We start from the raw sequence: 24440 nt of genomic DNA on the forward strand, positions 1-24440 counted from the left end.
TTCCTACCATTCCTATGACAGAATAGCAGCACGATTAGCTATGATAACTCAACCACCGTGACTGAAGACCGTAATTTCGACGATATTGCCCACAAATTTGCAAAAAATATTTACGGGTCAGACAAAGGAGAGATCCGCCAAGTCATTGTTTGGGAAGATCTTCAGCAAATTCTTGAACGCTTGAAGGCTGATGAAAAACCTCTCTCCGTGCTTGATGCTGGTGGTGGTTTGGCACAAATGTCTCAAAAACTTGCTGAGCTCGGACACCAGATTTCATTATGTGATCTATCTTCGGAAATGCTGCAACTAGCCGAGCAGGATATTGCAAAAAACGGTCTACTTGAGCAGTATCGCCTGATCCATTCGCCTGTCCAAAAGATAGGAGAGCACTTAGATCATGCTGTCGATTTAGTGATGTTTCACGCGGTAATGGAATGGTTAGCTGACCCAAAGCCCGCTTTAGAGACGGTACTAGAACAAGTGAAACCAGGCGGTGTCGCTTCGGTCATGTTCTATAACCATCATGGTCTGGTCTACAAGAATGTCATATGTGGCAATATCCCTCATGTATTAGAGGGCATGCCACATAGAAAAAGATTTAAACTTCAGCCGCAAAAAGGCTTAAAACCTGAAGAAGTCTATCAATGGATTGAAGATGCCGGGTTTGAAATTTGCGGCAAGTCGGGAATTCGCTCATTCAGTGACTACATCGGGAATATGCAGTACATGGGTGACTACCAATTAGAAGACGTGTTGGCACTCGAAAAACAACTATGTAGACAAGAGCCATACCTCTCATTAGGCCGATACATACACGTATGGGCGAAAAAGAAAGAACAACAGGATGAGCAATGAGTGAGATGACTCTCAATGCTGCCGAGCAACCAATTGATGAACTAGTTGGTTGGGTCAAGCAGCATGATTTTTCATTGAACCTCACAACAGAACGACTTGCATTTTTGATTTCGATTGCGGTTCTGAGTAACGAAAGGTTTGATGAAGAGCTTGGTGAAGGTGAGCTGCATGATGCGTTTACCATCGTCACTCGTTTATTTGAAAACACAGGTGATGCTTCGGCATTTCGTGCAAACAACGCCATCAATGAAATGGTTAAGCAGCGACTAATCAGCCGCTTCACGAGTGAAGTGACTGATGGTGCAAGCATTTATCGTTTATCCCCGCTGGCAATCGGTATTACCGATTATTACGTACGCCACCGTGAATTTTCTAAGTTAAAGCTGTCGATACAGTTGTCTATGGTCGCTGATGAAATGTCGAAAGCGATTGAAGCTGCACAAAAAGGCGGGACAGCTGGACACTGGAAAAAGAATGTATATGGCGTTCTTAAATATTCGGTAGGTGAGATCTTTGATCAAATCGATTTGAACCAGCGAGTGATGGACGAGCAACAGCAATCGGTGAAAGATCAGATTGCTGAACTACTGAACAAAGATTGGCGCGACGCCATCAATAACTGTGAGGCCTTGCTGTCTGAGACGTCATCGACGCTCAAAGAGCTGCAAGATACCTTACAGGCAGCGGGTGATGAGCTTCAAACACAGATTTTAGACATTCAAGAAATTGTCTATGGTGATACGGAATTGGATTTCATTGGCGAAACGTTGTTTGCGCTCCAAATGAAGCTCGACCGTATTACAAGCTGGGGTCAACAAGCTATCGACTTATGGATTGGCTATGACCGCCACGTACACAAGTTTATCCGTACTGCAATTGATATGGATAAAAACCGTGCGTTTAGCCAACGATTAAGACAATCCGTTACCGACTACTTTGATACACCTTGGTATCTGACTTACGCAGATGCCGAGCGACTGACCGACCTCCGAGATGAAGCTCTCGTCCTTAGGGACGATGAAGTAACCGGACAAGTCCCACTTGAAGTGGAATACGAAGAATTTCAACAAGTCAATGATGAGCTCTCTGAGCGAATTGGTGGCATGCTGCAGCAACATAAGCAGCAGGGCGCACCAATCGATCTAGGTAGCGTTTTGCGTGATTACCTCGCGTCGCACCCTCGAACTCATCACTTTGATTTAGCGCGAATTGTTGTCGACCAAGCTGTGCGTTTAGGTTACTCCGAATCTGACTACCAGGCGATTCAACCAGACTGGCAAGCAATCAACGATTTTGGCGCAAAGGTACAAGCAAATGTCATCGACCGATACTAATGAATACATGCCAGATAATCTGGTAAAAGCGATCTCTAACCCTCTTTTCCCAGCGTTAGATAGTGCTCTACGTGCAGGACGTCATATCTCAAGTGAAGACTTAGATAATCACGCTTTGCTGTCTGATTTTGAAACCGACTTGGCTCTGTTTTATCAGCGTTACAACTCCGAATTGGTGAAAGCACCAGAAGGGTTCTTTTACCTGCGACCTCGCTCAACGTCATTGATAAGCCGCAGTGTGCTATCTGAACTCGACATGTTGGTTGGCAAGGTATTGTGTTTCTTATACCTAAGCCCCGAGCGTTTGGCTCACGAAGGTATCTTCACTAACCAAGAGCTATACGACGAACTACTTCAGCTGGCTGATGAGAAAAAGCTCATGAAGCTGGTGACAAACCGTGCGACTGGTTCTGATCTCGACAAAGAAAAACTGTTCGAAAAAGTGCGAACTTCACTTCGTCGTCTACGCCGTCTGGGCATGATCATCCATATTGGCGAAACGGGCAAATTCCGAATCAGTGAAGCGGTATTCCGCTTCGGTGCTGACGTACGCGTGGGTGATGATATGCGCGAAGCGCAGCTAAGGCTGATTCGCGACGGTGAAGCGGTAGTTCATACCCAAGAGCCGAGCCAAGGTAGCCTTCTACAAGATAATCAAGACGAAGAAGCGCTGAACGAGCAAACAGATTTAGAAGAAGGTGAAGCATGATTGAACGTGGTAAATATCAATCGCTAACCATGATCAACTGGAACGGCTTTTTTGCACGTACCTTTGATATCGATGGACTGGTGACCACACTGTCAGGTGGTAATGGTGCAGGTAAGTCAACCACAATGGCGGCTTTCATTACGGCACTGATACCTGACCAAAGCTTGCTTCATTTCCGTAATACGACGGAAGCTGGGAGCTCTCAGGCATCTCGAGACAAAGGTCTATACGGTAAATTGCAGCCTGGCGCGTGTTATGCGGCTCTGGATGTAGTGAACTCACGTAACCAACGCCTATTGTTTGCCGTAAAGCTACAGCAAGTGGCGGGCCGTGATAAAAAGGTCGATATTAAGCCGTTTGTTATCCAAGGTTTACCAAGTCATGTAAAACCGACAGACGTACTTATAGAAAGCGTATCTGACAACCATGCACGTGTTCGCCAGATCAACGAAGTCAAAGAATCTGTTAGTCAGTACGAAGGCGCTCACTTCAAAGCATTTAGCTCTATTGTGGATTACCACGCGCAAATGTTCGAATACGGTGTAGTACCTAAGAAACTTCGTAACAGTAGCGATCGCTCTAAGTTCTATCGATTAATCGAGGCGTCGCTATACGGTGGTATTTCGAGTGCGATTACTCGTTCATTGCGTGATTACTTACTGCCGCAAAACGGTGGGGTTAAAAAAGCGTTCCAAGATATGGAATCAGCGCTGCGCGAAAACCGTATGACGCTTGAAGCGATTAAGACGACTCAAGCTGACCGCGACCTGTTTAAACACTTGATTACTGAATCAACTAACTACGTAGCAGCGGACTACATGCGCCATGCAAATGAGCGCCGTAAGAAGCTAGAAAATACGCTATCACTGCGTTCGGAGTTATTCGGTTCACGTGAAACTTTACTAGAGCAAAATAACTTGCTCAATCGCGTGCAAGAAGAGCTTGAAGTGCTGGTGGACCAAGAGTCTGCACTTGAGCAAGATTATCAGGCCGCGTCAGACCATTTGCAGTTAGTGCAAAATGCACTGCGTCAACAAGAAAAGATCGAGCGCTACCAAGAAGACTTGGAAGAGCTAAACGAGCGTCTTGAAGAACAGTTGATGGTGGTTGAAGAAGCGCAAGAGAGCGTGATGATAGCTGAAGAACAAGCACTGGTTTCTGAAGAAGAAGTCGATAGCTTGAAAACTCAGCTGGCCGATTACCAGCAAGCGTTGGACGTTCAGCAAACGCGAGCACTTCAATATCAGCAAGCGGTTCAGGCGCTAGAGAAAGCTAAGCAGTTGCTTGATGACCCTTCTCTTACCGCAGAAAGTGCCATTGACCTTGTGAACAGCTTAAAGGCTGAGCAAGAGGCAAACACCACTGAGTTACTTGCAATCAAGCACAAGCTGGATATGTCGTCTGCAGCAGCCGAGCAATTTGAGAAAGCATTCTCTCTGATCAAATCGATTGCTGGTGACGTTGAACGTTCGCAAGCTGCTACAGAAGCGAAACAAGCGATTGTAAAAGCGCGTGATGCTCAGCAAATTGCGCAAAATGAGCAGCAGTGGCGAGCGCAACATCGCGATTTAGAGCGCAGCTTGAATCAGCAGCGACAAGCGAAGCAGCTGGTCGATGAGTACCAGAAGCAACACAATGTTGTACTGAGTGACGAGATTACGTTAGAGCAAGAACGTGAGCGCCATAGTACGCAAATCGAAACGCTAGAGCACAGCCAAGAAGATCTACGCGAGCAGCGCAGTGAGCAGCGCCGATTGGAGCAAGACTGCAACGCTGAGATCAAGAAGTTTGAAGCGATTGCTCCTGCGTGGATTACCGCAAATGATGCGCTAGACACGCTGAAAGAACAGAGCGGTGCAGACTTGTATGACAGCCAAGCAGTGATGTCTCAAATGCAAGCTGTACTAGAAGACGAAAAATCGCAGTCGATTGCCAAAGACAAATTGTCTGAGCGCCGTAATGCGTTGGAATCGGAAATCGAGCGCCTTGCTTCACCTGGTGGCTCAAACGACCCGCGTCTTAAAGGCCTTGCTGATACGCTTGGTGGCGTGCTGCTATCTGAAATTTATGACGACATCACTATTGATGATGCGCCGTATTTCAGTGCGATGTATGGCCCGTCTCGACATGCGATTGTGGTATCCGACCTTTCTGGTATTAAAGAGAAACTGGTTGAGCTAGACGATTGCCCTGAAGACTTATACATCATCGAAGGCGATATCGATGCATTCGATGACAGTACATTCAATGCCGACGAGCTTGAAGGTGCAGTATGTGTTCAGCTTAACGATCGCCAAATGCGTTACTCTCGTTTCCCTGAGATTCCACTGTTTGGCCGTGCGGCGCGTGAGCAACGTTTAGAACTTCTGCGCAACGAGCGTGAAGAAGTGGTAGAGCAGCATGCTAAGGCTGCGTTTGATTCTCAGAAGCTGCAGCGCTTGTACCAAAGCTTTAATAACTTTGTCGCGAAACACATCTCAGTAGCATTCGAAGCTGACCCTGAGCAAGCATTGCAGGTGGCTCGTGACAAGCGCAACAGTGTGGCTCGCATTTTGGCGGATCTCGATAACAAAGAACAGCAACAACGTAGCCAGCTTAATGTGAGCAAGCAGGCTATTGCCGCACTGGACAAGATCGCCCCTAGCATGTTGTTGATTGAAGACGATTCGTTACTTGAGCGTCACGAAGAAGTTGAGCAGAAAATAGCTCAGCTGTCTGAAGCGAAAGGGTTCTTAAATGCTCATGCTAAAGCGGTTGCTGAACTAGAAAGCGTAGTGACAGCGCTAGAAGCTGACCCAGAACAGTTCGACGCACTGGAACAAGAATATCAGCAAGCAGACAGCAAACTGCAGTCACTAAAAACTCAGATTTTTGCGCTGTCGGATTTGGTTGAGCGTCGCCATTATTTCGCTTACTCAGATTCAGTGGACTTGCTGAACAAGAGTAGTGAACTGAGCGATCAGCTAAAAGCGAAGTTGGTTGAAGCTGAGAGAGCGCGAACTCGTGGCCGTGAAGAGCTTAAGCAAGCTCAAGGTCAAATGAACCAATACAATCAAGTCTTGGCATCATTGAAGAGCTCGCATCAAGCGAAGCTAGAAACCGTTCAAGAGTTTAAGCAAGAACTGCAAGAGTTTGGCGTAACCGCTGATGAAGGTGCAGCTGAACGTGCTCAAGCTCGCCGCGATGAACTGCAAGAACGCTTACACTCTTCACGCAATCGCAAGAGCGAATATGAGCGCACCATTACATCGACTGAGCTGGAAATGAAGGGGCTTGCGAAGCGTCTGAAGAAAGTTCAGAAGGAGTACATTGAGTTACGTACCTTTGTGGTTGCTGCAAAAGCTGGCTGGTGTTCGGTACTGCGCTTGGCTCGTGAAAATGATGTAGAGCGCCGCCTTCATAAGCGTGAGTTAGCCTACATGACAGCGGACGAGCTTCGCTCAATGTCAGATAAATCACTCGGTGCACTTCGTTTGGCAGTTGCTAACAATGATGACCTGCGTGATGCGCTACGTTTATCTGAGGACAATGCTCGCCCTGAACGTAAAGTTCTGTTCTACATTGCGGTGTATCAGCATCTGCGTGAACGTATTCGCCAAGATATTATTCGCACCGACGATCCGGTTGAAGCCATCGAGGAGATGGAAGTAGAACTGGCGCGTCTAACAGAAGAACTGACTCAGCGTGAAAATCGCCTTGCGATTAGCTCGGATTCTGTAGCAAGCATCATTAAGAAAACGATTCAGCGCGAGCAAAACCGAATTCGCATGCTAAACCAAGGCCTGTCTAACATTGGTTTTGGTCAGGTAAAAGGGGTTCGCTTGAATGTGAATATCCGTGAAAGCCATGACGTATTGCTTAATGGGCTAGCAGAGCAACAAGCACAGCATAAAGACTTGTTTGAAAGTTCACGTTTTACTTTTTCAGAAGCAATGGCGAAGTTGTTCCAACGTGTGAATCCGCATATTGATATGGGGCAACGCTCTCCTCAAGTTCTGGGCGAAGAGCTGCTTGATTACCGTAACTACTTAGAGCTAAGTGTTGAAGTTAACCGTGGCTCGGATGGTTGGTTACAAGCGGAATCGGGTGCATTATCAACGGGTGAAGCAATTGGTACGGGTCAGTCGATTCTACTTATGGTTGTTCAAAGCTGGGAAGAAGAATCGCGTCGATTACGCAGTAAAGATATTGTTCCGTGTCGACTACTGTTCCTCGATGAAGCAGCACGTCTTGATGCGAAGTCTATTTCTACTCTGTTTGAGCTGTGTGATCGTCTGGACATGCAATTACTTATCGCTGCACCGGAAAACATTAGCCCAGAAAAAGGCACAACCTATAAGCTGGTGCGTAAGGTGTTCAAAGACCACGAACATGTACATGTTGTTGGTTTAAGAGGCTTTGCTCAACAAGAGAAAGAGCAGTCAGAAGTTCAGGAATTGATTGAAGAAATCTAACTTCTTGTTTATTTAGTCGCTCGCTAATCTAAATAAAACGCCCGCTTTTGCGGGCGTTTATGTACCTGAGTAAAGCTAACTATCTTGCTGAGCCTGTTGGCGAAACTCTCTTGGCGACAGACCACACCACTTGCGAAAGGCATGACGAAAGTTTGCGCTGTCTGAGAACCCAATTCTATCTGATACTTCTTCAATGCTCATTTGGGTGGAAGTTAAATAATGGCGCGCGAGTTGAAAGCGAACGTGATCAAGAATGGCTTGGTAGCTGTTTTGTTCGGAGCTTAACTTGCGGCGCAAAGTCCTTGATGACATTCCCAGTTGCGATGAAACAGTATCAATTGAAGGATAGTGTCCGGGTTGCTCAAGGAAAATTTGGGTGATCTTGTCGGTCAGTGATGTATTGCCTACAACTTTTGCCAGCATTTCATCGCATGACTTCAAACAAGATTGCAGGGTAATCGCGTTGGCACTAGGTAAAGGGTTATCTAAATTAGTGGCGTCAAACTGCCATTCTAGTCGGTCACTATCAAATACAATTGGGCAGTGGAATATCTGCTCATAGAGGTCGCCGTATTCTGGCTTAGGGAACGGAAAGTGGATGACTTTCGAAGGGAAAGGCTGCTGCATGACTTCTTCGATTAAGCTCTGAATGGCTGAGAACCAATATTCTGAGCAAAAGGGCAGTAGGCTATCTAGCTCTACGAGTTGATTCGCACGAAAGTAACCAACATCCTTTTCAACCCACATTTCTTTTCGTAACACGGGGCCGGCTAAGCGAAGGTATTTGAACCCCATGATAAGCGCATCCATCAGCGTGTTGCTGCTAAATACGGCGTAACCCAGTACACCAAAATCACTGAACCGAGCTTGTTGGCCTATTCTTAATCCGATACCGGGTTCGTTGGATTGTGACAGGGCATTGCCGAAGATGACCAGTTTTTGAGCGAGTGTGATGTGAGAGTCTGGCGTGTACAACTGGCTTGGTTGAACATGAGTGCCTTCCAGCAACTGCTCCATCGGGATGCGAGTCCCTAAATAGCGATAAAGAAGGTGAATGTCCAACATCCCACATGCTTGCATATCAGGTTCGTATTCCGCTGAGTAAACCATATTTCCTCCCTAGATCGCGTTCATCCTATCGTCACCACCATGTGATTACTGTTATTGGTTTCGCAATTCTGTCCGAATATCACCGGTAATTGTCTTTTTGCAACCTGTGTTGAATGTTAATCAAATGTTGTAATGGGCGAAAGCGTTTAAGAGAGAAGTTGTATATGAATGCACTAGTCCAACCGTCGTTAACGAATACAAGTGATGCAATTGAAACCAACCAAGTAGCACTGGAAGTGTGGTTTGAGGGCTTAAAAAAGGCCTACCAAAACAATCCGTCCCCAACGCTTGGTGAAAGAAAGCAGCAACTGCTGAAGCTTAAAAACCAATTGCGTCGATACCAAATGGTATTAGCTGAAGCCATGAGCCAAGACTTTGGAGGGCGGAGCCATACTGAATCGATGATGGCGGACATTCTGGCGCCAATTCTGGATATCAATCATGTGCTATCGCAACTAAAGAGCTGGATGAAATCTAAAAGAAGGCCAACAGAGTGGTTGTTTAAAGGCAATAAGTTAGAAGTTCGCTATCAGCCTAAAGGAGTTGTGGGGATCATATGTCCGTGGAACTTTCCATTGTATTTGTCGGTTGGGCCATTAATCACCGCTTTAGCGGCAGGGAATCGATGCATGATTAAAATGCCACCGAATTGCCCAGCAACAACGAAAGCACTGCGAAAGATGTTAGAAGAGATCTTCCCTTCCGACCTAGTGTGTATCATTGATGGAACGCACCCACAGGCAATGCAGATTTCTGATTTACCCTTCGACCACTTGGTGTTCACTGGCTCTCCTGCAAGTGGCAAAGTAATTATGGCCAACGCAGCAAGGAACTTAACGCCGGTAACGCTTGAGCTTGGCGGTAAATCTCCAGTGGTAGTGTTAGACGATTATGACGTTGAAGAGGCAGCCAAGCGTATTGCACATGGTAAGGGGTTTAATTCTGGTCAAATTTGTATTGCACCTGATTATGCTTTTGTTCCTGAAAACAAATTGTCGCGATTTGTTGAGGCTCTATCTGGGGCGCACAAAGCGATGTATGGTGAAATAAAGGACAATCCTGATTATACGGCGTTAGTCGATGAAACCCAGCACAATCGCTTCCATGACCTTGTAGAAGATGCAAAGCAAAAAGGGGCGACTATTACCCAATGTTTGGACTATGGCGAAGGGAAGAAAACACCGCTGTTTATTGCAACGAATCTTTCGCCTAATATGCGTATCTGCCAAGAAGAGATTTTTGGCCCTTTACTGCCTGTTTACAGCTACCAAACCATTGACGAAGTTATCGAGTTCATTACTTCACGCCCTAGGCCGTTAGCATGTTACTTGTTTAGCCATGATGAGTCTGCACGAGAACAGATCCTGGCTCAGACACATAGTGGTGGTGTCACCATCAATGATTGGGGCTGGCATGTACTCAATCACTCTGTTCCATTCGGTGGAGTGGGGAACTCGGGAATGGGCAACTACCACGGCGAAGAAGGTTTTAGAGAATTAAGTCATGCTCGAACCGTCCTGCAGATGCGTCGGTGGTTCCCTATTCAACTGTTTGCTCCACCTTATGGCAACTTAGTTCAAAAGTTAGTACTTCGTGTGTTTGTCGGTAAGCCAGACAACAACCTCAAATAACCTTTCAATACACTCTCACCATTTCACTGATATTGTCACCTGCTCGGCTAGGAGGGTAGGTGACACCTGAAGAAGGAGGATCAGGATGTCTCAATATGATTTTATTATAGTTGGCGGAGGCTCTGCAGGTTGTGTACTTGCTGCACGATTGACTGAAGACCCGTCGGTAAGTGTGTGCTTACTTGAAGCTGGTGGAAAGGATACGAGTCCTTGTATACACACCCCTGTTGGTGTGGTCGCTATGATGCCGACCAAACACAATAATTGGGCATTCGATACATTACCTCAAGCCGGGCTTAATGGAAGAAAAGGCTATCAGCCTAGAGGAAAAACATTGGGTGGGTCTAGCTCGATAAACGCTATGATGTATGCGCGGGGTCACCGCTATGATTATGACTTGTGGGAGAGCTTAGGTAATCCAGGTTGGAGCTATAAAGATTGTCTGCCGTACTTCAAAAAAGCAGAAAACAATGAAACGCACAGCGATGGTTACCACGGTAATGGTGGGCCTTTAAACGTTGCCGAACTGCGCTCGCCAAGCCCATTAGTGGAAAACTTCTTATCTGCCTGCGAGTCGATTGGAGTCCCTCGGAATGCAGACATCAATGGTGTAGAGCAATTTGGGGCTATGCCAACTCAAGTGACACAGATTAATGGCCAGCGTTGTAGTGCCGCGAAAGCTTACCTCACTCCCAACCTCCATCGTCCAAATCTCACAGTTGTCACCAATGCCACGGCACATCGGGTATTGTTTGAAGAGAAAAAGGCGGTGGGTGTTGAATATGGGGTGAAAGGGAAGGTTTATCATGTTCAGGCTACTAGAGAAGTTATCTTGTCGGCGGGTGCTTTTGGTTCTCCCCAAATCCTATTACTTTCCGGAGTTGGCTCCGAGGACAAGCTCGCGCCACATGGTATTGATGTGATACATGAATTGGCCGGAGTCGGTGAGAATCTACAAGACCATATCGACTTGGTGCATACCTACCGCTGCAATGCGAAAGCCGACACTTTTGGTGTTTCGCTGAATATGGCCTGGGAGATCGGCAAAGCGATTCCAAAGTGGGTCAATAAGCGTGAAGGTAAAATCACCAGCAACTTTGCGGAAGGGATTGGCTTTGCGCGCTCTGATGATTCGGTAGAGGTACCTGATCTAGAGTTTGTGTTCGTTGTGGCTGTGGTTGATGATCACGCAAGAAAAATCCATATGAGTCATGGGTTTAGCTCACATGTTACGCTTCTTAGACCAAAGAGTGTCGGTAGCGTCGCTCTACATTCTGCTAACCCTTATGAGTCTCCGGCGATTGATCCCAACTTTTTTGCTCACCCAGATGATATGGAAGTCATGATCAAGGGCTGGAAAAAGCAGCATGAAATGTTAGAAAGCCAGTCGTTTGATTTAGTAAGAGGGGAAAGTTTTTATCCTGTCGATGCGAATGACGACGAAGCGATAGAGCAAGATATTAGAAATCGCGCGGATACTCAGTACCACCCGGTCGGTACATGTAAAATGGGGTCTAGTGATGATGCATTTTCGGTTGTAGACAGCCAGCTATGTGTACACGGTTTAGAAGCGTTAAGAGTGGTTGATGCGTCTGTGATGCCGACATTAGTGGGAGGGAACACCAATGCACCAACCATCATGATTGCTGAAAAAGTGGCTGATGATATAAAACGAAAATATCACGTATCGGAGGCTTGTACTGAACAGGTGTGATACCTAATTTCAGCAGGGTTGAAACTGCTAGACAATAAAAAGCCCGCTTTCGCGGGCTTTTTGGCACTAGCATTTGATTTATCGACTTAGCCACTAATTGTTTTGGCAAATACACCGAATTGCTCTGCAGCGTAAGCAACACGCTCAGCTGGTTTTGGGTATTCAGCCGGAGTACCTAGATTCTCGATATGATGCAAACGTGGCAGCAATCCAGCGCCATTCGCGATCTGGATAGCAAGGCCAGGTCGAGCATTCAACTCGAGAACCATTGGGCCTTCTTCCTTATCCAGTACCATGTCGGTACCCATATAACCAAGGCCAGTCATTTCCCATGCGCTAGAAGCAAGAGTTAACAGTCGCTCCCAATGTGGTACTTGAAGCTGACTTAAGTCTTTATCGGTATCAGGGTGGCGAGTCACAGGCTGGTCGAACTGAACTGCACGGACCGCTTTACCAGTGGCGATATCGATACCAATGCCAACGGCACCTTGGTGCAAGTTTGCTTTGCCATCAGACGCAGCGGTAGAACAACGCATCATCGCCATTACTGGGTAGCCTTTAAAGACGATGATACGAACGTCGGGTACACCTTCAAAGCTATAACCTTCAAAACAATCATCGAACTTGATGAGGTTTTCTACCATGGCGACATCGTTCTTACCACCAAGAGAAAACAGGCCAGCAAGCGCATTACTTATATGGCGCTCGACGTCTTCTTTACCAATGGTAGAACCTGAAGGTTTGGTGTATACGCCGTCTTTGTGAGAGACGATAACCAAAATACCTTTACCGCCACTACCTTGGGCTGGCTTGATTACAAAGCCAGGCCAGTTCTTTACCATATCGTGAATACGTTTTACTTCCGCTTGGTGGCTAATAACACCGATGAGTTTCGGTACGGTACAGCCAGCTTGCTCAGAAATGATCTTTGTTTTCAGCTTGTCATCCACTAATGGGTATTTTGAGCGGTCATTGTATCGACCAATGTAACTATGGTTACGTTGGTTCATGCCCATAATACCTTTATGGCGCAGCTTCGAAGGGGAGGTAAATTGTGAAAACATCACTTAGTCCTCCGCTAATGGTTTGAAGCGACGTAGCTCAGTCAAACGGTAACCCGTGTATGTACCTAGTAGTAGGATTGTAGCTAGTACGATCAGCTGCAGACCAATAAAGTTAAATGTCAGGTGCTGAATGTACGGGTTGGTCATACCTAGGTAGACCAAGATAGCCGTGAACAGTGAGCCACCACCTTGTAGCGCAACTTCTTTCGCACCTTCTTCTTCCCATAGAATCGACATACGTTCGATAGTCCATGACAAGATGATCATTGGGAAGAAGGTAATCGATAGACCTTCTGTTAAGCCAATCTTAAACGCCACTACCGTGAACACGGAAATGATCATGATTACGGTGATAATCACCGCAGATATCCGGGCAACCAAGAGTAAGTTCAGCCTCGAGAGATAGCTACGAATGATCAGGCCCGTACCGACAATCAGTAAGAAGCCGACAATACCCGTGACTAGCTGAGTCTGTACGAAGGCGACTGCAATCAGAACTGGCATGAAGGTACCGGACGTTTTCAGACCAACGATAACGCGCAAGAACACTACAATCAGCGCACCGATTGGGATTAACATGATGGTCTTGAACATCGCTTGCTCTTCAAGAGGTAAGCTATGGATCGAGAAGTTCAGTAGGTTATCTGCCACGACTTTTTCGCTGGTCGCTTGCTTAGACGAGACTTCCTGCGCAATCATCGAGAAATGCACTTGGCTGTTTTGACCGCCTACGACGTCAAGTAGAGAGACGTTCGACTCATCCCAAATTAGTAGGTTTGGTTGAGTTTCTTGTGTCCCTGATTGAGGATTAAACAGTACCCACTCTTCACCGCTCCAGACTTGGTTCATCTGCTGAATAGACTGACGACGGCGACCATCTTCTAATTCGATAACACCCACAATTTTGCTTGGGACTTCTGCGTAAGCCAGCAGCTTATCAACGGCTTTCACTTTCGACATCGTGTTCAACACTAGCGAAGCGTTTTGGCTTTCAGCGTCATTAAGCGTTTTGATCAGTTCACGAGTGAAAGTAACATCGTCAGCAGAACGCTGATTCGCGCGCTGGATGATGGCTTTGGCTGCAGCTTCAACAGGGCCGTCAAACGTTGGCTTGTTGATTTCACCTTCTGGTGCAATAGGTTCAACGCTCGCTTGAGGGTCTACCAGGAACTGCGTTTTATAGTAGATGGTCTGTGGGCCAGAAGCTTCACGAACAGACCACTCTGCACGGCGACCGGTTTCGGTTTGCAAGTAAGAAACACCGTAGCCAGGAGAAGACGCAGACTGACCAACTAGAGTGAAGCCTGATTGAGTATGAGGAACGGCTAGTGAAGCCTTCACTGGTTTGTTCTGCGCAGTAAATTCTACGCGGGCTTCAATATCCCAGACTTGGCTGGTTTCCCCTGGAGTCCAAGGAACACCGTAAGTTTGATGCCTGGTTACGCTCAGAGCGATACCAGCCACTATCAATAGCAAGATCGATAGATAAAATGGAACTCGTGACGTCATAAGTTTCCTTATTATTTTTGCTTAATGTCCGTATGAATGTATTGGCGACTTACGTCAACCAGGGCGATATCTCTAATGAATTCGCGCCCTAAGAGTACAGGATGACTCATTTGAGAGCGGTCTGCCAAAGTAAATTGCGCTTTTTCATGAATTTTTCCGACCTTAACCCACAATTCAATCACTGCGCGGCGTTCTGATTCGGTTGTCGTGGACTGGCGGATTTTGGCAAATCGAATTATCGGTGCTTCAATCCAGTTGTCATCGGTCATTGGCGTTTTGCCATCAGAGAGGTGGAAACGCACCCAGTTTTTACCATTACGTTCAAACTCTTGAATATCAATGGCATTGAGAGATGAAGTGGCTGCGCCCGTATCGACACGTGCATCAAAAGTCTGTTTGATTGAGTCGATGGTTACACGTTCAATCTCACCTAACACGATAGTTTGAGACGATTTAGGTGCTGTAACCGGTGCTGCCGCTACTTGTGGCTCAGCTTGAGGTTTGTCAGAAGTATGAGATTCAGATTGAAGCTTTTCGACTTGGGAATTTAACGCAAGAATCTCGCTTTCTAGGCTTTCGATATAATCAGATTGGTTACTAAGATTTAGCTCGATATTAGTGATTTTATTGGTAAGTTGAGATTCAGAGTGTTGAATCGCAGCGAGAGTTTCTTGATGGTATTGCTCACCATTATTTGCAACGCATCCAGATAGAAGACCTAGAGCGACGAAAGGGACCAATTTAGTAAACATTGAAAACCTTAAAAAATGCTAGTTAAGTGTTTGTACGCGGGAGTTTAGCGTATAAAAAAGGATGCGTGAAGCACCCTATGTTTAAGTGTGAGTAGAGTAGCGTTGTCAAGCGTATCTACGGTTAGAACTTTGTCAATTATGGTTTGTTTGCAACCAGAATTGCACGTCGTGGCGCAGGATGGCCTTCAACGGTCTTACTTGGATCGTTCGGGTCTAGATAATCTGGTAGTGAATTGTGCGTCATCCATTCCGTTGTTCTCTGTTCGCCAATAGTGGTGACATTCTCATCAACGATACGAACATTCTCAAATCCAACCTGTTCTAGCCATACCTTCAATGCACGTGCAGACGGGAAAAAGTAAACATTGCGCATTTGTGCATAGCGATCAACTGGAACCAGTACCGCGTTCTCATCCCCTTCGATAACTAGGGTTTCGAGCACTAACTCACCACCAGACACCAACTGATCTTTTAACTGAATCAAGTGATCCAGCGGAGAGCGGCGATGGTAAAGCACACCCATACTGAATACGGTATCAAAGGCTTCCAGCTTAGGAAGTTGCTCGATACCTAATGGAAGTAGATGCGCTCGTTGGTCGTCACCCATTAATTTACGAATGGCTTCAAACTGGATTAAGAAAAGGTGTGAAGGGTCAATGCCCACACACAAGCGAGCTTCTTCACCCAGCATGCGCCACATGTGGTAGCCGTTACCACAGCCTACATCAAGTACGCTACGGTTTTTGAGAGGTGAAATATGGGGTAGCACGCGATCCCATTTCCAATCACTGCGCCACTCGGTATCAATGTGAACTCCGTGCACCGAGTATGGACCTTTGCGCCATGGGTGGAAGGTACGCAGCAAGTTTTCCAATTTCTTGAGCTCACCTTGGTGAAACGGTGTGTCGTTTGTAAGGGTCACGGAGTTTTTTAGATCGATTTGGTCTGGTGAGCCTTCAGGGACTTTGTTGAGTGCTTTGAGCCAGCGGCCAAAATCACCGTGTTCTGCATTTTGCCAATCGGTAAGTTGTTGCGGCAGAGTATTTAGCCAAGGCTGAAGACGCGTGTCTTGAGCGATAAGTTGATAAAAATTAGCAAAATTAAACATAGTCGTTACTTTCGTTATAACAGGCAGCAGTTGCTGCTGTTTAAATTAATGTATTGTTTGGCTTAGAGCTTAGGATCAGCGTACTAAATTCCGTAGTAATGGTTATTTAATCGCAAACATCGAACCGAAATTAAAGCATTGGAACCAAACTTCACTGCTTGAGAACCCGATGTCTTTGAAGCGATCTTTATGTGTCTGGATAGCGTCTGGACGCATTACATTTTCAATTGCACTACGTTTTTGGCTGATTTCTAATTCGCTATAACCATTGGCTCGTTTAAAGTCGTGGTGTAGGTCAATCAGAAGCTCGTTTGAGATGTTATCTTCAAAAATATATTTTTCTGAAAGGATCAGAATGCCGCCAGGACGCAGACCTGCGTAAATCTTCTCCAATAAGGATTGACGATCTTTTGGTGAGAGGAACTGCAAGGTGAAATTCAGTACCACCACAGAGGCATCCTGAATATCAATGTCTCGAATATCGGCTTCAACCACTTGTACCGGGGTATCGCTGCGGTACGCGTTGACGTGTAACTTACAACGCTCAACCATAGCTGCAGAATTATCAACAGCAATGATTTCACAGCCTTCTTGTTGTATATGGCGGCGCATAGATAAAGTGGCTGCACCTAATGAGCAACCAAGATCATAGACTTTAGAGTGAGGCTTAACGAAACGTTCCGCCAACATACCAATAGCAGAGATGATATTGCTATAACCCGGTACCGAACGTTGGATCATATCCGGGAATACTTCAGCTACACGCTCGTCGAACGTGAAGTCGCCAATTTTATCGATAGGTGCCGAAAAAATGGTGTCTGAATTGCTCTTAGGGTTCATATCTCAATCTCTTACAAACTAGCACTGGTCGTGAAGACTGCTAAAAAAGGCGCGTATTTTATGAGAATTTTAGCACCGTGTCATCTTTGGTTATAAGAGATGGTTAAAACATCTGTATCTGAGAGTTGCCATCATCGGCGGGAAAACTGGCAAGATCGGGAAGGGCGCTTTTTTGCTGCAATTTTCGATAGAAATGAGCGGCAAGTTCAGGAGCGATAATGTTATCCGCTGTGTGTATCATCACATACGGCTGTTTTCCTTGCTCAATCCATTGCGGCAGCTTAGCTAACCACGATTGAAAAAACGCGTCATTCTTCTCTTTTTCTGGGTGGCCAATAAAGCGGATCATGGGATGCTTCGCGGTTGCAATAGCGTGAACAGGGACTCGCGGCTTTTTTTGCTGGGCGTCGATCAGGGCTGCTGTTGTTGCAACTTCGGAAAAGACTGGGCGGCTGTCCATTATTATGCGGTTGTAGCCTTGTTCAATCAGCCAATGATTGAGTGTGCGTTCAGCTTCTCCTTTAGCGAAGAATTCTTGGTGCCTAACTTCCACTCCAATAGGAAATTCCTTTGGGAACAGCTGGCAAAACTTTTTGAGATGATTTAGGTGATCTGGGCCGAACGCTGAAGGTAGCTGAATGGTCCATTGTCCTACACGATCGTGCAGTGGTTTCATTACTTGCATGAAGGCTGTGAGTTCACCTTGAGCGCCTTGCAACATCTGCTGGTGCGTGATCGCCTTGGGTAGTTTAAAAGTAAACTTAAAGTCGTCGTGTGTTGCGGCTTTCCAGTTCTGGACGGTGGATACACTTGGTGTCGCGTAAAAGGTTGTATTACCTTCAACGGTGTGAAATACACTCGCATACTTTTCGAGCCTCTCGGCGGGTTTTGTACCGCTACCATAGAAACTTTGCTGCCAATTATTGTGTGACCACATTGTAAGGCCGAATCTGACGGGTAAGTTGTCCATTTTTCAACGCTTTTGAACTTGTTGAGGACTACTTTACGAGAGTTTTGAAGAAAAGGGTAATCTCGCGCTATAATCCGCACAAATTTTCTCTGTTAGGTGTAGTTTTGTCTATTTGTTAGCCTAATAAGCACCAAGAGATAATAAATAGCAATAAATTGTATTCTGAACAGTCGATCTGAAATGACTTTCAGCGTATAAATGGAACTTTGCTCTATTGGTCAAAATCAGGCCGATAGGGAGTAATCAACAAATATTAAGAGATTGGGAAATTCATTATGCGTACCCATTACTGTGGTCACCTGAACAAGTCCCTTGCAGGACAAACTGTAGAACTTTGCGGCTGGGTTAACCGTCGCCGTGATTTAGGCGGTCTTATTTTCATCGATATGCGAGATCGTGAAGGCGTTGTTCAGGTAGTTGTCGATCCAGATATGGCAGATGCGTATGAAGTGGCGAACACACTTCGTAATGAATTCTGTATCAAATTAACGGGTGAAGTCCGCGTTCGTCCTGACAGCCAAGTAAACAAAGACATGGCGACAGGTGAAGTAGAGATCATCGCGAAAGGCCTTGAAATCATTAACCGCGCAGACGTTTTGCCTCTAGACTTCAACCAGAAGAACTCAGAAGAGCAACGTCTAAAGTACCGTTACCTTGACCTTCGTCGTCCTGAAATGAGCGATCGCATCAAACTACGTGCTAAAGCATCTAGCTTTGTTCGCCGTTTCCTAGATGACAATGGCTTCCTAGACATCGAAACACCAGTACTAACGAAAGCGACACCAGAAGGCGCACGTGACTACCTAGTACCTAGCCGTGTTCATAAAGGTTCGTTCTACGCGCTTCCTCAGTCTCCTCAGCTATTCAAACAGCTGCTAATGATGTCTGGCTTCGACCGTTACTACCAAATCGTTAAGTGTTTCCGTGATGAAGACTTACGTGCTGACCGTCAACCAGAATTTACTCAGATCGATATCGAAACGTCATTCATGACGGCTGATGAAGTTCGTGCAACGACTGAGAAAATGGTTCGCGATATGTGGCAAGAGCTACTAAACGTAGATCTAGGTACATTCCCTGTGATGCCATTTTCTGAAGCGATGCGTCGCTTTGGTTCTGACAAGCCAGACCTTCGTAACCCACTAGAGCTAGTAGACGTTGCTGACCTAGTGAAAGACGTTGAGTTCAAAGTATTCTCTGGCCCGGCTAACGACGAGAAAGGTCGCGTTGCGGTAATCCGCGTACCTGGTGGTGCTAAGCTGACTCGTAAGCAAATCGACAGCTACGGTGAATTTGTTGGTATCTACGGTGCGAAAGGTCTAGCTTGGATGAAGGTGAACGACCGTGCTGCTGGCATGGAAGGTATCCAATCTCCAGTAGCTAAGTTCCTAAGCGAAGACGTAATCAACGGTATTCTAGATCGCACTCAAGCAGAATCTGGTGACATCATTCTGTTTGGCGCTGATAAAGCAAACACGGTATCTGAAGCAATGGGTGCACTTCGCCTGAAGCTAGGTACTGATCTTGAGCTAACCGATGAGTCTGCATGGGCTCCGCTATGGGTTGTTGACTTCCCAATGTTCGAAGAAGACGACGAAGGCAACCTACACGCTATGCATCACCCATTCACATCGCCTCTAGGTGTGACAGCAGAAGAGCTTAAAGCCAACCCAGCAGCGGCTAACTCAAACGCATACGACATGGTTCTAAATGGCTACGAAGTGGGCGGCGGTTCTGTACGTATCCACAACGCAGAAATGCAGTCAGCAGTATTCGATATCCTAGGTATCGAAGCAGACGAGCAACAAGCTAAATTTGGTTTCCTACTAGATGCATTGAAGTTCGGTACGCCACCGCACGCTGGTTTAGCATTCGGTCTTGATCGTCTAGTAATGCTACTTTGTGGTACCGAGAACATCCGTGATGTTATCGCGTTCCCGAAAACAACCAATGCATCGTGTCTGCTAACAGATGCGCCAAGCCTAGCTAACCCAGCAGCTCTAGAAGAGCTAGCCATTGCGGTTACGGCAGCGAAAGATAAAGACGCTGAGTAAGCTCTAATATCTTAGAAAAAACTCCCGCTCAGGCGGGAGTTTTTGTTTTAATGAAAGAAGTAGCAAAAAGATAGGAATTGCATGACGGTTATTCTAGGCATTGACCCAGGTTCGCGAATCACAGGCTATGGCGTTATTCGTCAACAAGGTCGTCACCTTCACTACATGGGAAGCGGCTGTATTCGTACTTCTGAGAAAGAGTTGCCCGGAAGGTTGAAACAGATTTATGCCGGGGTAACAGAAATCATTACTCAGTTTCAGCCGGATGTGTTTGCCATCGAACAGGTGTTTATGGCGAAAAATGCCGATTCAGCCTTGAAGCTTGGCCAAGCTCGAGGGAGCGCCATAGTTGCAGCAGTCAATGCAGATCTTCCCGTTTATGAGTATGCGGCAAGGCTTATCAAGCAAGCGGTGGTAGGCACAGGTGCAGCTGATAAAGCGCAGGTGCAGCATATGGTTCAGCATATGTTAAAGCTGCCAGCCAAACCCCAAGCCGATGCGGCCGACGCACTCGGTGTTGCGATCTGTCATGCCAACACGAACAAAACCTTGGTTGCTCTGGCGGGTAAGGCAAGCGGCGCCAAGAAAGGTCGTTATCGCTAATTGGGGAGTCTTACTTAAGCGAAAACATGTTGGTCAAAAATGAGACATATTAAACAGTTTTGATAGCGTGGTTTGTTATTAAAATGTTGCATGAATATAGTGGTCGGAGGTCTGATTAGAATCAATCAAGGAAGATTGGCAATGAACCCAGCTACTCTATGGCGTGCCGCATGCATGCCTTCTCAGCATAATTGGCAGCGTAGCCAACAGCGCCAAGCAGAGATTTTATCGCTTTTCACATTTATCGCATTTCTTGTCGGTATTTATAGTTTTATTAAGTGGTCAAAACATGGCCATGAAGCGCTGATATTCACGTCTATATTACTCATCGCGTTAGAACTTGCTTCCGCAGCGACACTTCGTTTTGCTAAACAACCGGCACTAGCACTAAATATTGGCTTTGTAGGCATGACTGTACATGCGCTCAATATCATCTATCAAAGTGGTGGGGTTGTTGATTCAACCCAAGCATTTTGGGTGCCTTTATTAATCGTCGCTTTTTTCTTGTCTGGTACACGGATTACGGCTCTGACTTGGAGTACGATCGTAATAGTGATCTCTGCGGTGATGACCTTTCAACATTTAGGTGGGGTACAGTTTCCGCAGCTTACACTGAGCGACTCTGCCAGCCGAGTCGAAGTCTGGTCGGGTACAGTGCTACCGTTGGTGGTGATTTGCATAGCCCAATCGTTTACCGCAAAGCAGCGAGATAAAGCGATAGCAATTGCGGAGAAGGCGAAACAAGACAGTGAAGTGGTGGCTTCTCAAGCTCAAACCGGAGCAGAACGTCTTGCCAATGTTTTGGAACAAGCGACGACGAATTCTAGCGAGCTGCAAAATGTTTCCGTTGTGATAGAAAAGCAGTCCCAACAACTCGATGGCCAAGTAAACCAACTCAATATTAACTGTGAATCGCAGGCGAGCGCTGCAGAGCAAATGAGCCAACAGGTTCACCACATGGCTTTAGGTGTCGAGGAGTCGAGTAAATTTGTCGATGAGTTACATGCGCGTAGTAATCAGGTGCACCAGCAAGCGGCGAAGAGCTCAGAACTGTTAACAGCGTCGACCTCTGCGATTAGCCAAATATTAACCAGCCATGAAGAGATCATGAAAGTGGCAGATCTCATCACTTCGGTGGCAGAGCAAACCAATTTATTGGCTTTGAATGCTGCCATTGAAGCGGCGCGCGCCGGCGAGCAAGGACGGGGGTTTGCTGTGGTAGCAGAGCAAGTTAGGGAACTATCGGCTAAAAGTAGTCACTCAGCGATAGAGATCCGAAACCTACTTGACCGCAGTGAGCAAGAGGTAAAGCATGGGCAGGAAGTGGTCACATCTAGCGCCGAAACAATGAATACGATTATCAGCGCAGTCACGACCATATCGACGGATGTTAACGGACTAGCGGACATTATGGCAAAGCAGATGGAATCGTTGAAAGAGCTGGATGAAGCCAGCAGCGAAGTGGCGTCGAGCGTCGTTAATACCAAAAGCATTTCCGAAGTCGTGGCTCAGAATGGTAGCCAGCTGAATGAACAAGTGGACTCAATGCGTCAACTTACTTATCAACTCGACCAAGTCGTCTCTAAAATTTAGCTTTCCAATGACTAAAAGGACTGGATGTCTATCCAGTTCTTTATTATTCTGTCGCAAATTCATTTCTAAAGAGAACTAATTGTGATTGGACGTCTTCGTGGCTTACTTATTGAAAAACAACCGCCTGAGTTATTAATTGAAGTGAATGGCGTTGGCTATGAAGTTCAAATGCCGATGAGTTGCTTTTACGAGTTACCAAATGTCGGTGAAGAAGCCGTGATTTACACCCACTTTGTGGTGCGTGAAGATGCTCAATTGCTTTATGGGTTCAACACAGTCAAAGAACGTGCTCTGTTTCGCGAAGTGATTAAAGCTAACGGCGTAGGCCCTAAATTGGGCTTAGGTATTCTGTCGGGTATGACGGCAAGCCAATTTGTTTCGTGCGTTGAGCGTGAAGACATCTCTACCTTGGTTAAGTTGCCGGGGGTAGGTAAGAAAACAGCTGAACGTCTGGTTGTAGAAATGAAAGATCGCCTTAAAGGCTGGGGCGCTGGTGATCTATTTACGCCTGCTACCGATGCTGCGCCAATCGACTCTGCCCCGGTTGCCGAGCAGCCAAATGCTGAAGAAGAAGCGATCAGTGCACTCTTGGCACTTGGCTACAAACCGACGCAAGCATCGAAAGTGGTGTCACAAATTGCTAAGCCGGATATGAGCAGTGAAAGTTTGATCCGTGAAGCGCTAAAATCTATGGTGTAGTACCCTTAGATATTGTTCGTAAACATGCTTAAGACACACTGCTGATTGGATAACTATATATGATTGAAGCAGATCGTTTGATCGCACCAGACAATCCAGTTTTTAAAGAAGAAGACGTTATTGATAGAGCAATACGTCCGAAGAAGCTCGCCGATTATCAAGGTCAGGATCATGTTCGTGATCAGATGGAAATTTTCATCAAAGCGGCCCAACTTCGTAACGAAGCGCTCGACCATTTACTGATATTTGGCCCTCCAGGCTTGGGTAAAACCACGTTGGCGAATATTGTCGCGAACGAAATGGAAGTCAACATTCGTACCACGTCTGGCCCGGTATTGGAAAAAGCCGGAGATCTGGCGGCGTTGCTGACTAACCTTGAAGAAAATGATGTCCTGTTCATTGATGAGATTCACCGTTTAAGTCCAATGGTCGAGGAAGTACTTTATCCTGCGATGGAAGACTACCAGTTGGACATCATGATAGGTGAGGGGCCAGCTGCCCGTTCAATCAAAATTGACTTGCCTCCTTTTACGTTGATTGGTGCGACAACTCGAGCGGGTTCGTTAACGTCACCACTTCGCGACCGTTTTGGTATTACTCAGCGTTTGGAGTACTACAAGATTGAAGATCTGCAGAACATCGTTCAGCGTAGTGCTGATTGCTTAAATCTATCGATGGAAGCGGAAGGTGCGATGGAAGTAGCTCGTCGCGCTCGTGGTACGCCGCGTATTGCGAATCGCTTACTTCGCCGAGTTCGTGATTATGCGGAGGTCAAAGGTAACGGACACATCTGTGCGGATGTCGCGGATAAAGCCCTAAATATGCTTGATGTCGATGCAGAAGGTTTCGACTATATGGATAGAAAGCTATTACTGGCTATTATGGAGAAATTTGGTGGTGGTCCAGTTGGTTTAGATAATATGGCTGCAGCAATTGGTGAAGAAAAAGATACTATTGAAGACGTATTAGAACCTTACCTTATTCAACAAGGTTACCTTCAAAGAACTCCCCGCGGACGTATAGCGACTGATCGAGCCTACTTACACTTCGGGCTCAATAAATAATCAAAAATGAGATATAAGTTTTCAGTGCCAGACTCACAAAGTCTGGCATTTTTATTTGTGATCTATGTCTCATTTGAGTCAATATGTATAGCCCTTTTGGGTTAACGGATTTTTATGCTTGTTAATCTAGCGTTTACTCAATTAATCCAATGCCTGCCAGACGTCACCTGAAATTAACATTTACACTAAAAAATGGTTGATCCATATCAATATGACGCTTTTCTGTGCAAAAATGCGCCACAAAAGTTGATTTAAATCAAAGCGCTTTCCGTCTATAAATTTTTTGAAACATACATTTTTTAGCAGTAATATTAGCCCCAGCTATATTAGCTACAGCTTAACAATTAACTAACCATAACAGTACATAAATGCAACAT

At 46.1% G+C, this 24440-nt stretch carries 18 protein-coding genes; 11 read left to right on the plus strand and 7 right to left on the minus strand.

Translation table 11 applies throughout. The features are described 5' to 3' along the window. Positions 1-57: 57 nt before the first annotated feature. The 4 genes from cmoM to mukB are packed head-to-tail and all read left to right on the plus strand — an operon-like array spanning position 58 to position 7352. Entirely contained in the window at positions 58-855 is a 798-nt protein-coding gene (gene cmoM / locus J4N42_RS05135; protein ID WP_252030265.1) for a tRNA uridine 5-oxyacetic acid(34) methyltransferase CmoM, read from the plus strand. Further along, positions 852-2189: a chromosome partition protein MukF gene (mukF, locus tag J4N42_RS05140; protein WP_252030267.1), complete on the plus strand. Its 1338-nt coding sequence runs from the start codon at positions 852-854 to the stop codon at positions 2187-2189. The genes cmoM and mukF overlap by 4 nt, the downstream gene beginning before the upstream one ends. Then, positions 2170-2898: a chromosome partition protein MukE gene (gene mukE / locus J4N42_RS05145; RefSeq protein WP_252030269.1), complete on the plus strand. Its 729-nt coding sequence runs from the start codon at positions 2170-2172 to the stop codon at positions 2896-2898. Before mukF ends, mukE begins: the two co-directional genes overlap by 20 nt. After that, on the plus strand, positions 2895-7352 hold the full coding sequence (gene mukB / locus J4N42_RS05150; protein ID WP_252030271.1) for a chromosome partition protein MukB: 4458 nt from the start codon (positions 2895-2897) through the stop codon (positions 7350-7352). The genes mukE and mukB overlap by 4 nt, the downstream gene beginning before the upstream one ends. A gap of 75 nt (positions 7353-7427) precedes the next feature. Here mukB and J4N42_RS05155 read toward each other — a convergent pair whose 3' ends face one another. Further along, on the minus strand, positions 7428-8462 hold the full coding sequence (locus J4N42_RS05155; protein WP_252030273.1) for an AraC family transcriptional regulator: 1035 nt from the start codon (positions 8460-8462) through the stop codon (positions 7428-7430). Between the two features lie 164 nt (positions 8463-8626). Here J4N42_RS05155 and J4N42_RS05160 point away from each other — a divergent pair, with 164 nt between their 5' ends. Continuing rightward, positions 8627-10093, plus strand: coding sequence for a coniferyl aldehyde dehydrogenase (locus J4N42_RS05160; protein WP_252030275.1), 1467 nt, complete (start codon positions 8627-8629; stop codon positions 10091-10093). Positions 10094-10178: 85 nt separating this feature from the next. Then, on the plus strand, positions 10179-11807 hold the full coding sequence (locus J4N42_RS05165) for a GMC family oxidoreductase (RefSeq protein WP_252030277.1): 1629 nt from the start codon (positions 10179-10181) through the stop codon (positions 11805-11807). Between the two features lie 86 nt (positions 11808-11893). Here the strand turns inward: J4N42_RS05165 and J4N42_RS05170 are convergent, their stop codons facing one another. The 6 genes from J4N42_RS05170 to J4N42_RS05195 all read right to left on the minus strand — a co-directional run bounded on the left by J4N42_RS05170 (position 11894) and on the right by J4N42_RS05195 (position 18050). Further along, the gene (locus tag J4N42_RS05170; protein WP_252030278.1) at positions 11894-12871 is read right to left on the minus strand and encodes an alpha-L-glutamate ligase-like protein; all 978 of its coding nucleotides are present in this window, start codon (positions 12869-12871) and stop codon (positions 11894-11896) included. A gap of 3 nt (positions 12872-12874) precedes the next feature. Continuing rightward, a complete protein-coding gene (locus J4N42_RS05175; RefSeq protein ID WP_252030280.1) occupies positions 12875-14380 on the minus strand; it encodes an inactive transglutaminase family protein in 1506 nt (501 codons plus the stop codon). Positions 14381-14391: 11 nt separating this feature from the next. Continuing rightward, a complete protein-coding gene (locus tag J4N42_RS05180; RefSeq protein ID WP_252030282.1) occupies positions 14392-15132 on the minus strand; it encodes a putative ATP-dependent zinc protease in 741 nt (246 codons plus the stop codon). Positions 15133-15268: 136 nt separating this feature from the next. Then, on the minus strand, positions 15269-16240 hold the full coding sequence (gene cmoB / locus J4N42_RS05185; RefSeq protein ID WP_252030284.1) for a tRNA 5-methoxyuridine(34)/uridine 5-oxyacetic acid(34) synthase CmoB: 972 nt from the start codon (positions 16238-16240) through the stop codon (positions 15269-15271). A 102-nt stretch (positions 16241-16342) separates the two neighbouring features. Beyond that, positions 16343-17080: a carboxy-S-adenosyl-L-methionine synthase CmoA gene (gene cmoA / locus J4N42_RS05190; RefSeq protein WP_252030286.1), complete on the minus strand. Its 738-nt coding sequence runs from the start codon at positions 17078-17080 to the stop codon at positions 16343-16345. Positions 17081-17183: 103 nt separating this feature from the next. Then, on the minus strand, positions 17184-18050 hold the full coding sequence (locus J4N42_RS05195) for a DUF72 domain-containing protein (RefSeq protein WP_252030288.1): 867 nt from the start codon (positions 18048-18050) through the stop codon (positions 17184-17186). A 275-nt stretch (positions 18051-18325) separates the two neighbouring features. On the opposite strand from J4N42_RS05195, the gene aspS reads away from it, so the two are divergent. The 5 genes from aspS to ruvB all read left to right on the plus strand — a co-directional run bounded on the left by aspS (position 18326) and on the right by ruvB (position 24063). Then, entirely contained in the window at positions 18326-20104 is a 1779-nt protein-coding gene (aspS, locus tag J4N42_RS05200; protein ID WP_252030290.1) for an aspartate--tRNA ligase, read from the plus strand. Between the two features lie 81 nt (positions 20105-20185). Further along, entirely contained in the window at positions 20186-20707 is a 522-nt protein-coding gene (ruvC, locus tag J4N42_RS05205) for a crossover junction endodeoxyribonuclease RuvC (RefSeq protein WP_252030292.1), read from the plus strand. A gap of 141 nt (positions 20708-20848) precedes the next feature. Further along, the gene (locus tag J4N42_RS05210) at positions 20849-22300 is read left to right on the plus strand and encodes a methyl-accepting chemotaxis protein (protein ID WP_252030294.1); all 1452 of its coding nucleotides are present in this window, start codon (positions 20849-20851) and stop codon (positions 22298-22300) included. Between the two features lie 81 nt (positions 22301-22381). After that, entirely contained in the window at positions 22382-22999 is a 618-nt protein-coding gene (ruvA, locus tag J4N42_RS05215) for a Holliday junction branch migration protein RuvA (protein ID WP_252030296.1), read from the plus strand. A gap of 59 nt (positions 23000-23058) precedes the next feature. Beyond that, positions 23059-24063, plus strand: a complete 1005-nt coding sequence (ruvB, locus tag J4N42_RS05220) for a Holliday junction branch migration DNA helicase RuvB (RefSeq protein WP_252030298.1) — start codon at positions 23059-23061, stop codon at positions 24061-24063. Positions 24064-24440: the final 377 nt, after the last annotated feature.

This window comes from Vibrio sp. SCSIO 43135, assembly GCF_023716665.1.
GTDB lineage: Bacteria > Pseudomonadota > Gammaproteobacteria > Enterobacterales > Vibrionaceae > Vibrio > Vibrio paucivorans.

Excerpts from the sequence above, each read along its gene's own strand:
- mukF (WP_252030267.1), top strand. The coding sequence starts at position 852 with ATGAGTGAGATGACTCTCAATGCTGCCGAGCAACCAATTGATGAACTA.
- mukE (WP_252030269.1), top strand. The coding sequence starts at position 2,170 with ATGTCATCGACCGATACTAATGAATACATGCCAGATAATCTGGTAAAA.
- mukB (WP_252030271.1), top strand. The coding sequence starts at position 2,895 with ATGATTGAACGTGGTAAATATCAATCGCTAACCATGATCAACTGGAAC.
- J4N42_RS05155 (WP_252030273.1), bottom strand. The coding sequence starts at position 8,462 with ATGGTTTACTCAGCGGAATACGAACCTGATATGCAAGCATGTGGGATG.
- J4N42_RS05160 (WP_252030275.1), top strand. The coding sequence starts at position 8,627 with ATGAATGCACTAGTCCAACCGTCGTTAACGAATACAAGTGATGCAATT.
- J4N42_RS05165 (WP_252030277.1), top strand. The coding sequence starts at position 10,179 with ATGTCTCAATATGATTTTATTATAGTTGGCGGAGGCTCTGCAGGTTGT.
- J4N42_RS05170 (WP_252030278.1), bottom strand. The coding sequence starts at position 12,871 with ATGTTTTCACAATTTACCTCCCCTTCGAAGCTGCGCCATAAAGGTATT.
- J4N42_RS05175 (WP_252030280.1), bottom strand. The coding sequence starts at position 14,380 with ATGACGTCACGAGTTCCATTTTATCTATCGATCTTGCTATTGATAGTG.
- J4N42_RS05180 (WP_252030282.1), bottom strand. The coding sequence starts at position 15,132 with ATGTTTACTAAATTGGTCCCTTTCGTCGCTCTAGGTCTTCTATCTGGA.
- cmoB (WP_252030284.1), bottom strand. The coding sequence starts at position 16,240 with ATGTTTAATTTTGCTAATTTTTATCAACTTATCGCTCAAGACACGCGT.
- cmoA (WP_252030286.1), bottom strand. The coding sequence starts at position 17,080 with ATGAACCCTAAGAGCAATTCAGACACCATTTTTTCGGCACCTATCGAT.
- J4N42_RS05195 (WP_252030288.1), bottom strand. The coding sequence starts at position 18,050 with ATGGACAACTTACCCGTCAGATTCGGCCTTACAATGTGGTCACACAAT.
- aspS (WP_252030290.1), top strand. The coding sequence starts at position 18,326 with ATGCGTACCCATTACTGTGGTCACCTGAACAAGTCCCTTGCAGGACAA.
- ruvC (WP_252030292.1), top strand. The coding sequence starts at position 20,186 with ATGACGGTTATTCTAGGCATTGACCCAGGTTCGCGAATCACAGGCTAT.
- J4N42_RS05210 (WP_252030294.1), top strand. The coding sequence starts at position 20,849 with ATGAACCCAGCTACTCTATGGCGTGCCGCATGCATGCCTTCTCAGCAT.
- ruvB (WP_252030298.1), top strand. The coding sequence starts at position 23,059 with ATGATTGAAGCAGATCGTTTGATCGCACCAGACAATCCAGTTTTTAAA.